The following is an 11490-nucleotide window of genomic DNA, read 5'->3' on the forward strand; positions in this document are numbered from 1 at the left end:
CCACCGCGTTTGTGGTATGTGCACAGTGACATCGCGGTGACAGGGTGTGGTGACGGGCGGGGTGCGGCTACCATGACCGGCACAAGGACGGACGGCGTAAGGGAGTCGTCCTCTGGGGCGGCACCCGGTGCATTTCCGGGGCGAGGAGGGCGGGCCATGGTGCAGAAGGCCAAGATCCTCCTGGTCGATGACCGGCCGGAGAATCTGCTGGCGCTGGAGGCCATCCTCTCTGCGCTCGATCAGACACTGGTCCGGGCATCGTCAGGGGAGGAGGCGCTCAAAGCGCTGCTCACGGACGACTTCGCGGTCATTCTGCTGGACGTCCAGATGCCGGGCATGGACGGTTTCGAGACCGCCGCGCACATCAAGCGGCGGGAGCGGACCCGGGACATCCCGATCATCTTCCTCACCGCGATCAACCACGGTCCGCACCACACCTTCCGCGGATACGCGGCCGGTGCGGTGGACTACATCTCCAAGCCGTTCGACCCGTGGGTGCTGCGGGCCAAGGTCTCGGTCTTCGTCGAGCTGTACATGAAGAACTGCAAGCTCCGTGAGCAGGCGGCTCTGCTGCGGCTCCAGTTGGAGGGCGACGGCCACGCGGGCGGCGAGCACGAGAAGGAGCCGGCCGGTCTGCTGGCCGAACTCTCCGCACGGCTCGCGGCGGTCGAGGAGCAGGCCGAAGCGCTCTCCAAGCAGCTCGACGACGAATCCGCGGACGCGGCCGCGGTCGCGACAGCCGCTCACCTGGAGCGCAAGCTGACCGGTCTGCGTCGCGCGCTCGACGCGCTGGAGCCGGGCACCGGCGGGGGCGCGGGCGTCCTGCCCGCACAGGGCTGACATCTCGGGCCCCTGCCGTGAAGCGGCGTCAGTTCCCGGCCGCCCGGCGGCGACACGGACGGGTGAACCAGTAGGCGAACGTGTTCACGGGCTACGACAGCGGTAACCTCGGCACCATGGCCTCACGTACGTCCGGCAAGGGTTCCCAGGGCACGGCGGGCACCACCAAACGCGTCGGCCGTACACCGGGCCCGGCGAAAAAAGCTGCGCCCGCCAAGAAGACCGCACCGAAGAAGTCGGCGGCTCCCGCCAGGAAGGCGCCCGCGAAGAAGGCGGCGGCCAGGAAGCCCGCGCCCAAACCCGCACCGTCACCCACCGGGGGCGTCTACCGGCTGGTGCGCGCGGTCTGGCTCGGTGCGGCACACGGCGTCGGTGCGGTGTTCCGCTCGATAGGGCGTGGCGCCAAGGGACTTGACCCCGCCCACCGCAAGGACGGGCTTGCCCTGCTGCTGCTCGGCCTGGCGCTGATCGTCGCCGCGGGCACCTGGTCCAATCTCCAGGGGCCGGTCGGCGACCTGGTCGAGATGCTGGTGACCGGCGCCTTCGGCCGGCTCGACCTGCTCGCGCCGATACTGCTGGGCGCGATGGCGGTGCGGCTCATCCTGTACCCGGAGCGGCCCGAGGCCAACGGCCGTATCGTCATCGGGCTCTCCGCGCTGGTCATCGGGGTCCTCGGCCAGGTCCACATCGCCTGCGGTTCGCCGGGCCGGGACGCGGGCACCGAGGCCATGCAGGACGCCGGCGGGCTGATCGGCTGGGCCACGTCCAAACCGCTGATCTTCATGATGGGCGAGGTGCTCGCCGTACCGCTGCTGGTACTGCTGACCGTGTTCGGGCTCCTCGTCGTCACCGCCACTCCGGTCAACGCCATTCCGCGGCGGCTGCGTCAGCTCGGCGTCCGTCTCGGCATCGTCGAACCCACCCCCGAGGAGGTCGCGGGGTACGAGGACGACGACGAGCGCTACGACGAACAGTGGCGTGAGGCGCTGCCCGAGCCGACCCGTCGACGCGGCACACGGCGTACGGACGCGGACCCCGACCACGACCAGGCCGAGGAGGAGGCGCTCAGCAAGCGCCGCAGGACCCGCAGGCCCTCCGCACAGCCCGCGATGAACCGGCCGCTGGACGCGGTGGACGTCGCGGCGGCGGCCGCCGCCGCGCTCGACGGGGCCGTGCTCAACGGTATGCCGCCGTCCCCGGTCGTCGCCGACCTCACCCAAGGTGTCTCCGTGGACCGGGAGCGCACCGGGACGCCCGTGCCCGGGGCCCGGGAGGCCGAGGGGGAGGAGCGGCCGAAGCCCGGAGTCCGGAAGTCCGCCCCCGCGCCCGAGGGTGGCGAGGAGCGGTCGGGCGGGGTGCCCGACCTGACCAAGCCCGCCCCCGACTCCTCGCCGGGGCTGCCCGCCCGCGCCGAACAGCTCCAGCTCTCCGGCGACATCACCTACTCCCTGCCCTCGCTCGACCTGCTGGAGCGCGGCGGCCCCGGGAAGACCCGCAGCGCCGCCAACGACCGCGTGGTCGAGTCGCTGACCACCGTCTTCACCGAGTTCAAGGTGGACGCCGCCGTCACCGGCTTCACCCGGGGGCCCACCGTCACCCGGTACGAGGTGGAGCTCGGCCCGGCGGTGAAGGTCGAGAAGATCACCGCCCTGACGAAGAACATCGCCTACGCGGTGGCCAGTCCGGACGTACGGATCATCTCGCCGATCCCGGGCAAGTCCGCGGTCGGCATCGAGATCCCCAACAGCGACCGGGAGATGGTCAACCTCGGCGACGTGCTGCGCCTGGCCGAGGACGACGACCCGATGATGGTGGCCTTCGGCAAGGACGTCGAGGGCGGCTACGTCATGCACAGCCTGGCGAAGATGCCCCACATGCTCGTCGCCGGCGCCACCGGCTCCGGTAAGTCGTCCTGCATCAACTGCCTGATCACGTCGGTCATGGTGCGGGCCACCCCCGAGGACGTGCGGATGGTCCTCGTCGACCCCAAGCGCGTCGAGCTGACCGCGTACGAGGGCATCCCGCACCTGATCACCCCGATCATCACCAACCCCAAGAAGGCCGCAGAGGCGCTGCAGTGGGTCGTGCGCGAGATGGATCTGCGCTACGACGACCTCGCCGCCTTCGGCTACCGGCACATCGACGACTTCAACAAGGCGGTACGCGAAGGCAAGGTGAAGCTCCCCGAGGGGAGTGAGCGCGAGCTGTCCCCGTACCCGTATCTGCTGGTGATCGTCGACGAGCTGGCCGACCTGATGATGGTCGCCCCGCGCGACGTCGAGGACTCGATCGTCCGCATCACCCAGCTCGCCCGCGCGGCGGGCATCCACCTGGTGCTCGCCACCCAGCGGCCCTCGGTCGACGTGGTGACCGGCCTGATCAAGGCGAACGTTCCCTCCCGGCTCGCCTTCGCCACCTCCTCCCTCGCCGACAGCCGCGTCATCCTCGACCAGCCAGGCGCCGAGAAGCTCATCGGCAAGGGCGACGGGCTCTTCCTCCCGATGGGCGCCAACAAACCCACCCGTATGCAGGGCGCCTTCGTCACCGAGGACGAGGTCGCCGCCGTCGTCCAGCACTGCAAGGACCAGATGGCCCCGGTCTTCCGGGACGACGTCGTCGTCGGTACGAAGCAGAAGAAGGAGATCGACGAGGACATCGGCGACGACCTGGACCTGCTCTGCCAGGCCGCCGAGCTGGTCGTCTCCACCCAGTTCGGCTCGACCTCGATGCTCCAGCGCAAGCTGCGGGTCGGCTTCGCCAAGGCGGGCCGGCTGATGGACCTGATGGAGTCCCGCTCCATCGTCGGGCCCAGCGAGGGATCCAAGGCGCGCGACGTCCTGGTGAAACCCGACGAGCTCGACGGGGTGTTGGCCGTCATCCGCGGGGAATCCGCTCCCTAACGGAATCGGCCCGTAAAGGTTTTGTGGGCAACCGTTTCGTACGGTCGTACGTCCAGTTGAAGGGAGGGACGGAAACGTGCTCCTCCCCGCAGCTCGACCCGTCACTACCTCACCCTTGCTCCCACCCCCGTTCGGCCCACTACAGGTTGCCCAGTCCTCGATCGGGGCTGTCCTCCGCCCCCGCTCCGCACCGGAGCCGGTGGCGGGGACGTCCGGCGAACCCGATGGCGTACAAAGTCGTCCCTCCCGGTTGCCCCACCCTTTCGTACCCCCCCTAGACTGAACATCCAGCAGGTGGCTCACGCTCGAAAGGCGCCCCCGTGTCCATCGGCAACTCCCCCGAAGACGACCGGCCTTCGATCGGTCGTGCCCTTCAGCAGGCCCGCATCGCCGCAGGCCTGACGGTCGAGGAAGTCAGCAGCTCCACCCGGGTGCGCATCCCCATCGTGCACGCGATCGAGCAGGACGACTTCTCCCGCTGCGGCGGCGACGTCTACGCCCGCGGCCACATCCGCACGCTCGCCCGTGCCGTCGGTCTCGATCCGGAACCGCTGGTCGAGGAGTACGACGCCGATCACGGTGGCCGTCCCGCCCCGACCACCGCGGCGCCGTTGTTCGAAGCGGAACGCATCCGCTCCGAACCCCGGCGGCCCAACTGGACCGCCGCCATGGTCGCGGCCATCGTCGCCGTCGTCGGGTTCGTCGGCTTCACGCTCTTCAGCGGCGGCGAGGACGAACCCTCCAGCACCGCCCAGGTCGCGGAGGGATCGAAGCCCGACAAGACCGCGGCCAAGCCCACCGCCACCAAGCCCTCCGACCCCAAGCCCGTGCCCTCCGAGAGCGCCATCGCCGCCGCCCCCCGGGACAAGGTGACGGTCAAGCTCAGTGCGGACCGGGACAAGAGCTGGGTCTCGGTCAAGGACCACAACGGACGGCGGCTCTTCGACGGGCTGCTGCTCCAAGGCGAGTCCAAGACCTTCCAGGACAAGGAGCGCATCGACCTCGTCCTGGGCAATGCCGGGGCGATCGACCTCTTCGTCAACGGCAAGCAGGTCGAGGACCGCTTCGGTCCCGGCCAGGTCGAGCGGCTCTCCTACACCAAGGGTGACCCCGAGGCCGGCTGACCCGCCGCTTCGTTTCCCCTGCCGCGTCCCGACGGGCGCCCGGCCTCGTGCCGGGCGCCCGTCGGCGTTCCCGGCCCCGCCCGGCTGCTACGGGGAGTAACGATGACGGGGGCAGGCAACCCTGCACGGCAGGGCGGTCGCCGGGACAAAGTAGTCTTGAGTCCATGCCCGAACGCCGTACCGTCGCCCTTGTCACTCTTGGCTGCGCCCGTAACGAGGTGGACTCGGAGGAGCTTGCAGGCCGCTTGGCAGCGGACGGCTGGGACCTCGTCGAGGACGCCTCGGACGCGGATGTCGCAGTCGTCAACACCTGTGGGTTCGTCGAAGCCGCCAAGAAGGACTCCGTCGACGCCCTGCTCGAAGCCAACGATCTGAAGGACCACGGCCGCACCCAGGCCGTCGTCGCCGTCGGCTGCATGGCCGAGCGCTACGGCAAGGACCTCGCCGAGGCCCTGCCGGAGGCGGACGGCGTCCTCGGATTCGACGACTACGCCGACATCTCCGACCGGCTTCAGACCATCCTCAACGGCGGCATCCACGCCTCGCACACCCCGCGCGACCGCCGCAAGCTGCTGCCGATCAGCCCCGCCGAGCGGCAGGACGCCGCCGTGGCGCTGCCCGGCCACGCCCAGGAGACGCCCGCCCCGGCCCCCGAGGACCTCCCCGAAGGCGTCGCCCCGGTCTCCGGCCCGCGGGCACCGCTGCGCCGCCGACTCGGCACCAGCCCCGTCGCCTCGGTCAAGCTCGCCTCCGGCTGCGACCGCCGCTGCTCCTTCTGCGCCATCCCCTCCTTCCGCGGCTCCTTCATCTCGCGGCGGCCCTCGGACGTGCTCCAGGAGACCCGCTGGCTGGCCGAGCAGGGCGTCAAGGAGGTCATGCTCGTCTCCGAGAACAACACCTCCTACGGCAAGGACCTCGGCGACATCCGCCTCCTGGAGACCCTGCTGCCCGAGCTGGCCGACGTGGACGGCATCGAGCGGATCCGGGTCAGCTACCTCCAGCCCGCCGAGATGCGCCCCGGCCTCATCGACGTCCTCACCTCGACGCCGAAGGTCGCCCCGTACTTCGACCTCTCCTTCCAGCACTCCTCCCCGAGCGTGCTGCGCACGATGCGCCGCTTCGGCGACACCGACCGCTTCCTGGAGCTCCTGGACACCATCCGGAGCAAGGCCCCCGAGGCAGGCGCCCGCTCCAACTTCATCGTCGGCTTCCCCGGCGAGACCGAGGCGGACCTCGCCGAGCTGGAACGCTTCCTCACCGGCGCCCGCCTGGACGCGATCGGTGTCTTCGGCTACTCCGACGAGGAGGGCACCGAGGCGGTCGGCTACGAGAACAAGCTGGACGCCGACGTCATCGCGGAGCGCCTTGCCCACATCTCCCAGCTGGCCGAGGAGCTGACCTCGCAGCGGGCCGAGGAGCGCGTCGGCGAGACCCTTCAGGTGCTCGTGGAGTCCATCGAGTCGGACGAGGACGGCGAGGTCGCGATCGGGCGCGCGGCCCACCAGGCCCCCGAAACGGACGGCCAGGTGGTCTTCACCACACGCGAGGGACTCGTGCCGGGCCGTATGGTCGAGGCAAAGGCAGTGGGCACCGAGGGCGTCGACCTGGTGGCCGAACACCACGAGCTTGCGGAGGCAGCCAGATGACGGGAGTCCCGGCATCCGCGGCAGGCGGCTCCGGCGCGAAGCCGGTCCGCGGCGGCAAGCTGGGGACTGCGGCCGTCAACCAGGCCAGCCTGTGGAACATCGCCAATATCCTGACCATGGTGCGTCTGCTGCTCGTGCCCGGCTTCGTCCTGCTGCTGTTCCACAACGGCGGCTACGACCCGGCCTGGCGCTCGTTCGCCTGGGCGGCCTTCGCCATCGCCATGATCACCGACCTGTTCGACGGCCATCTGGCGCGGACGTACAACCTGGTCACGGACTTCGGGAAGATCGCCGACCCGATCGCCGACAAGGCGATCATGGGCGCGGCGCTGGTCTCGCTCTCCGTCCTCGGCGATCTGCCGTGGTGGATCACCGGCGTGATCATCGCGCGTGAGCTGGGCATCACGCTGATGCGGTTCTGGGTGATCCGGCATGCCGTGATCCCGGCCAGCCGGGGCGGCAAGCTGAAGACGCTCGCGCAGGGCACGGCGGTCGGGATGTATGTCCTGGCGCTCACCGGACCCCTGGCGACCTTGCGCTTCTGGATGATGATGGTTGCCGTCGTGCTGACGGTCGTGACCGGTCTCGATTACGTACGCCAGGCCGTCGTCCTGCGCCGCAAGGGCCTCGCGGCGGAGCGCGCCGCAGCGGCCGAGCGGGCGGCAAGGGCCACGGAGGCCCTGCAGGCCGCGGCCGGGACCACGGTCGGGGGCACGATCGGGGGCACAGCGGAGGGCGCGGTCGGCGCGGGCTCCGCCGCCGGCGCCGTGGCCGGTGCGACGGACGTACGCGGTGGTGTCACCGACGCACGCGGTGGAGTGACGGACGTACGCGGTACGGCCGAGGCGCGCGACGCCGCGGAGGCCGAGCGGTGACAGCCGCTGCCCGGGTGCTCCGGCTTCTCGGGGCGCGGGGCGAGACGCTCGCCGTCGCGGAATCGCTGACCGGCGGCCTGGTCGCCGCCGACCTGACCTCCGTACCCGGAGCCTCGCGGTCCTTCCGGGGCTCGGTGACGGCCTATGCCACCCCTCTGAAGCGGGATGTCCTGGGCGTCGACGCGACCCTTCTGGCGGAGCGCGGGGCCGTGGACCCCGAGGTCGCGCTGCAGATGGCGGCCGGTGTGCGCCGGGCGCTCGACGCGGACTGGGGCGTTTCCACCACGGGGGTCGCGGGGCCGGAACCCCAGGACGGGCAGCCCGTCGGCACCGTCTACGTGGCCGTCGCCGGACCCTCCGGCGTCGAGAAAGTGACGGCTCTGCGGTTGAATGGGGAGAGGGCGGATATCCGTAGTGAGAGTGTGCGAAGCGTCCTCGAACTGCTCGCGAGCGAACTCGGTGAGAATGCGCGGGCACAGGATACGGAACAACACGGGGGGAATTGATGTTTGCAGCCCTGAGTGAACACGACATCGCTCCCCGCACGGCCGCAGCACAAGGCGGTACGGTAGGGCGTGAAGGATGCGGCTACGCGGTCCGAGGAGGGAGCCACCGATGATTCTGCTCCGTCGCCTGCTGGGTGACGTGCTGCGTCGGCAGCGCCAGCGCCAAGGCCGTACTCTGCGCGAAGTCTCCTCGTCCGCCCGGGTCTCGCTCGGTTATCTCTCCGAGGTGGAGCGGGGGCAGAAGGAGGCATCCTCCGAGCTGCTCTCCGCGATTTGCGACGCGCTTGACGTACGGATGTCCGAGCTCATGCGAGAGGTGAGCGACGAGCTCTCGCTCGCGGAGCTGGCCGAGTCGGCAGCTGCCAGTGATCCGGTCCCAGTACCGGTTCGTCCCATGCTCAATTCCGTCTCCGTCTCCTCGGTCGCAGGTGTGCCGTCGGGACGCGTGACCATCAAGGCGCCCGCGGAAGCGGTGGACGTCGTCGCCGCCTGATCCACGCGGCACTGAGCTCGACCGGAGTCCCGGTCGGCCCCTACCGGGGTCGGCCGGGACTTTTGCGTGACGGGTGTGTGAGCCGGGAGCCAGTGGGCACACGAAGGACAAGGCCCACATGACCGTTTTGCTTTATATGTGCCATCGTGGGTGATGCACCGAAACGGTCAGTGAAGTGGCTGACGGATGGGAGTAGCGCGCATGTCTGTGGTCAAGAGCACGTTGTCCGAGGGTGACCTCAAGGTCGTGGGAACGGCGCTCCAGGGCGCCCTGGTCGACCTCGTCGACCTCTCCCTGGTGGCCAAGCAGGTCCATTGGAACGTGGTCGGTCCGCGCTTCCGCTCCGTGCACCTTCAGCTCGACGACGTCGTCGCCACGGCCCGGCAGCACTCCGACACGGTGGCCGAGCGCGCCTCGGCGGTCGGGGTCAACCCGGACGGGCGCGTCGGCACCGTGGCCAAGGAGACGGCCATCGCGTCCGTGCCCGAGGGCTGGATCAAGGACACCGACGCGGTGAAGATCCTGGTCGACGGGCTCGGCGTGGTCATCGGCCGGATGCGGGAGCGCATCGAGGCGACCGACGAGCCGGACCCGGTGACCCAGGACCTGCTGATCGCGCTGACGGCGGAGCTGGAGAAGCACGCCTGGATGTTCCAGGCCGAGAGCGCCTGACCCGCCTGCGCCGACCGGCGACCGCGATACGTCTGACGAACGAAGGAGCGACATCATGAGCGACGGAGCCATGGACAAGCTGAAGGGCAAGGGCAAGGAAGCGGTCGGCAAGCTGACCGGCGACCGCCGCAAGGAGGCCGAGGGCAAGGCCGACCAGACCAAGGGCGGCGTCAAGGACGCGGCTGACGGGCTCGGTGAGCGTGCCAAGGGCGTCAAGGACTCCCTCGGCCGGGACGACGACAAGTAGTCCCGCGGCCCGGGCCGCCCAGGGTTTTCCGTGCCCCCGCCGTTTCGGCGGGGGCACTCCTGTGTGCTCGGGTCCTCTCCTGTGGGGTGGCTCTTCGGCCGGACGTTCTGGATGCACGGCCGTCGCTGCCAGGGGAAACTGCCGGAAAGGACCCCGGCCGCAGGAGGCAACCTTGATACGGCGATGGGTGCCGGCGCTGGTTCTCGGCGGGCTGTGGTGGTGGGCGGTGCTCCGGCTGGTGCTGCGTCCGGACCAGGCGGGGCTGGTGGAGGGGGCGGTGGCGGCGGGCGGCTGGGGGCTGAGCCTGCTGCCGGTTCATGTCGCGTCCGTGGAGCCGTTGGCCTCGCCGAAGGGCCCGGGCGCCGCTCCTGGGCGGCTCACCAGGGCATGGCGACGCCGCCGTTCTGCCGGAGGATCTGGCCGGTCATGAAGGCCGAGGCGTCCGAGGCCAGGTGCAGAACGGTATGGGCGACGTCCTCGGGCTCGCCGACCCGGCCGAGCGGGGAGATCCGGGCCATCGTCGTCTCCGCCCGGTGCTGCCCGGCGGCATCGTGCCGGTCGGTCATCGGCGTACGGATCCAGCCGGGCGCGACGGCGTTCACCCGGATGGCGTGCGGCCCCAGCTCCGTGGCCAGGGTTTTCGTGAGCTGCACCACGGCGGCCTTCGCGACGCTGTAGCAGAGCAGGCCCGCGCTCGCGGAGTCCACGGCGCCCGACGCCATGGTGATCAGCGAGCCGGGGGCGGAGCGGGCCGTCATGGAGCGGGCCACTTCCTGGCAGGCGTACAGCACCCCCTTGAAATTGGCCGCCAGCACGCGGTCCAGGTCCTCGTCCGCCGTCTCCAGCACGCTGCTGGTGTGCATGATCCCGGCCGCGGCGACCAGGATGTCGAGATGCCCCGCGTCGGCGACCGCGGCACGCACCCGGTCGCGTTCGGTGACGTCCAGGGGGTGGGTCCGGGCGCTGCCGCCCGCGCCGGCGATGAGGTCGTACGTCCGGCGTAGGCCGGTCTCGTCGCGGTCCGCACAGTGCACCAGGGCCCCGGCCTCCGCGAGCAGCAGGGCGCTCGCCCGCCCGATGCCACTCGCCGCACCGGTGACGAACGCGGCGCGGCCCGTGAGGTCGTACGCGGAGAGAGCCATGACCGGACCGTACGACCGTATCTGACGGGTCGTCAACTAGGGGGTCGGTCCCGATTGGCAGCGGGGGCACCAGTAGGTGGGCCGGTCGTCCTGGTCGGCGAGGCGGATCGGGGTGCCGCAGCGCAGACAGGGCCTGCGGGCCCGCCCGTAGACGAACAACCGCTCCTGGACGCGGTGGGGTGGGCGTGGCCGGGGGCGGCCGGTGTCCGGGGCCGGCCTGGGGGCGAGGTCCCGATTCGGCGGGGTGCGGAGTTCGGAGATGATCGTCGTCGTGCGGGTGGGGCGGTCGCGGTTGGCGTGCAGCAGGCGCTCGGCGAGGGTGACGAGCCGCGGGAGTACGCCGTCGGGGAGGGCGCCCACGGGGAGCCACGGGGTGACGCGGGCGAGAAAGCAGAGCTCGCACTTGTAGACGTTGCCGATGCCCGCCAGATTGCGCTGGTCCAGGAGCGCTTCCCCGAGGGGGCGGTCCGGTGCGGCGAGCAGCCGGTCCAGGGCGAGGCCGGGGTCCCAGTCGGGGCCCAGCAGATCCGGCCCCAGATGCCCCACGGCCCGGTCCTCCTCGTCGGTGCGCAGCAGTTCCAGCACGGGGAGCCGGTAGCCGACGGCGGTGTGCTCGGTGTTGCCGAGGATCGCCCGGATCTGGTGGCCGGGGCCGCCCCGCCAGCGCTCGTGCGGGGCGAACACCCGCCAGGCCCCGTCCATCCGGAGGTGGCTGTGCAGGGTCAGGCCTCCCTCGATCCGGGTCAGCAGGTGCTTGCCGCGCGCGGTGACGTCCAGGACGGTCCGGCCGGTGAGGTCGGCGGTGGCGAAGCGGGGGACGCGCAGGTCCGACCGGGTCAGCACCTGCCCCGCCAGCGCCGCGTGCAACCGGGTGGCGGTCTGCAGGACGGTATCTCCTTCGGGCATGCCTCCATCATGGGCGCGCGGGGCCGCCCGCGCGTCGACCCGGGTCCGCCGACCGGCCGCGGGCGCGGGTCCGGAACTCGGGTGGCGTGCCGGTCCGTGGCTCGGGCGTGCCGGTCCTCGGTGGGGCGCCGGCCCGGGG

The 11490-nt window shown here is 71.0% G+C and carries 12 protein-coding genes; 10 read left to right on the forward strand and 2 right to left on the reverse strand.

Features of this window, described 5'->3' with window-relative positions:
* Positions 1-156: 156 nt before the first annotated feature.
* The 10 genes from WQO_RS26670 to WQO_RS36950 all read left to right on the forward strand — a co-directional run bounded on the left by WQO_RS26670 (position 157) and on the right by WQO_RS36950 (position 9733).
* Positions 157-840 carry a response regulator gene (locus tag WQO_RS26670; protein WP_006128007.1) on the forward strand — a complete coding sequence of 228 codons (684 nt, stop codon included), beginning with the start codon at positions 157-159 and terminating at the stop codon, positions 838-840.
* Positions 841-956: 116 nt separating this feature from the next.
* The gene (locus WQO_RS26675; RefSeq protein WP_050992361.1) at positions 957-3740 is read left to right on the forward strand and encodes a DNA translocase FtsK; all 2784 of its coding nucleotides are present in this window, start codon (positions 957-959) and stop codon (positions 3738-3740) included.
* Between the two features lie 320 nt (positions 3741-4060).
* Entirely contained in the window at positions 4061-4864 is an 804-nt protein-coding gene (locus WQO_RS26680) for a helix-turn-helix domain-containing protein (protein WP_010063525.1), read from the forward strand.
* Positions 4865-5028: 164 nt separating this feature from the next.
* Positions 5029-6510, forward strand: coding sequence for a 30S ribosomal protein S12 methylthiotransferase RimO (gene rimO / locus WQO_RS26685; RefSeq protein WP_029182613.1), 1482 nt, complete (start codon positions 5029-5031; stop codon positions 6508-6510).
* Positions 6507-7385: a CDP-diacylglycerol--glycerol-3-phosphate 3-phosphatidyltransferase gene (pgsA, locus tag WQO_RS26690; protein ID WP_010063520.1), complete on the forward strand. Its 879-nt coding sequence runs from the start codon at positions 6507-6509 to the stop codon at positions 7383-7385. Before rimO ends, pgsA begins: the two co-directional genes overlap by 4 nt.
* Positions 7382-7891 carry a CinA family protein gene (locus tag WQO_RS26695; protein ID WP_010063519.1) on the forward strand — a complete coding sequence of 170 codons (510 nt, stop codon included), beginning with the start codon at positions 7382-7384 and terminating at the stop codon, positions 7889-7891. The genes pgsA and WQO_RS26695 overlap by 4 nt, the downstream gene beginning before the upstream one ends.
* A 109-nt stretch (positions 7892-8000) precedes the next feature.
* Positions 8001-8384: a helix-turn-helix domain-containing protein gene (locus WQO_RS26700; RefSeq protein WP_003965837.1), complete on the forward strand. Its 384-nt coding sequence runs from the start codon at positions 8001-8003 to the stop codon at positions 8382-8384.
* A 201-nt stretch (positions 8385-8585) separates the two neighbouring features.
* Complete coding sequence (locus tag WQO_RS26705; RefSeq protein ID WP_010063518.1) at positions 8586-9056, forward strand: Dps family protein; 471 nt, start codon at positions 8586-8588, stop codon at positions 9054-9056.
* A gap of 55 nt (positions 9057-9111) precedes the next feature.
* The gene (locus WQO_RS26710; protein ID WP_010063517.1) at positions 9112-9303 is read left to right on the forward strand and encodes a CsbD family protein; all 192 of its coding nucleotides are present in this window, start codon (positions 9112-9114) and stop codon (positions 9301-9303) included.
* 172 nt (positions 9304-9475) lie between these two features.
* Positions 9476-9733, forward strand: coding sequence for a hypothetical protein (locus tag WQO_RS36950; RefSeq protein ID WP_079055599.1), 258 nt, complete (start codon positions 9476-9478; stop codon positions 9731-9733).
* Here WQO_RS36950 and WQO_RS26715 read toward each other — a convergent pair.
* Complete coding sequence (locus tag WQO_RS26715; RefSeq protein ID WP_029182612.1) at positions 9681-10445, reverse strand: SDR family NAD(P)-dependent oxidoreductase; 765 nt, start codon at positions 10443-10445, stop codon at positions 9681-9683. The genes WQO_RS36950 and WQO_RS26715 overlap by 53 nt on opposite strands.
* 36 nt (positions 10446-10481) lie before the next feature.
* Positions 10482-11351, reverse strand: a complete 870-nt coding sequence (locus WQO_RS26720; protein WP_010063515.1) for an Fpg/Nei family DNA glycosylase — start codon at positions 11349-11351, stop codon at positions 10482-10484.
* Between the last annotated feature and the right edge of the window lie 139 nt (positions 11352-11490).

It is taken from the genome of Streptomyces globisporus C-1027, from assembly GCF_000261345.2.
Taxonomy (GTDB): Bacteria; Actinomycetota; Actinomycetes; order Streptomycetales; family Streptomycetaceae; genus Streptomyces; species Streptomyces pakalii.

Bases quoted from the DNA above. Each gene is read 5' to 3' on its own strand.
- WQO_RS26715 (WP_029182612.1), bottom strand. From the start codon at position 10,445: ATGGCTCTCTCCGCGTACGACCTCACGGGCCGCGCCGCGTTCGTCACC.
- WQO_RS26720 (WP_010063515.1), bottom strand. From the start codon at position 11,351: ATGCCCGAAGGAGATACCGTCCTGCAGACCGCCACCCGGTTGCACGCG.
- rimO (WP_029182613.1), top strand. From the start codon at position 5,029: ATGCCCGAACGCCGTACCGTCGCCCTTGTCACTCTTGGCTGCGCCCGT.
- WQO_RS26700 (WP_003965837.1), top strand. From the start codon at position 8,001: ATGATTCTGCTCCGTCGCCTGCTGGGTGACGTGCTGCGTCGGCAGCGC.
- WQO_RS26670 (WP_006128007.1), top strand. From the start codon at position 157: ATGGTGCAGAAGGCCAAGATCCTCCTGGTCGATGACCGGCCGGAGAAT.
- pgsA (WP_010063520.1), top strand. From the start codon at position 6,507: ATGACGGGAGTCCCGGCATCCGCGGCAGGCGGCTCCGGCGCGAAGCCG.
- WQO_RS26710 (WP_010063517.1), top strand. From the start codon at position 9,112: ATGAGCGACGGAGCCATGGACAAGCTGAAGGGCAAGGGCAAGGAAGCG.
- WQO_RS26705 (WP_010063518.1), top strand. From the start codon at position 8,586: ATGTCTGTGGTCAAGAGCACGTTGTCCGAGGGTGACCTCAAGGTCGTG.
- WQO_RS26675 (WP_050992361.1), top strand. From the start codon at position 957: ATGGCCTCACGTACGTCCGGCAAGGGTTCCCAGGGCACGGCGGGCACC.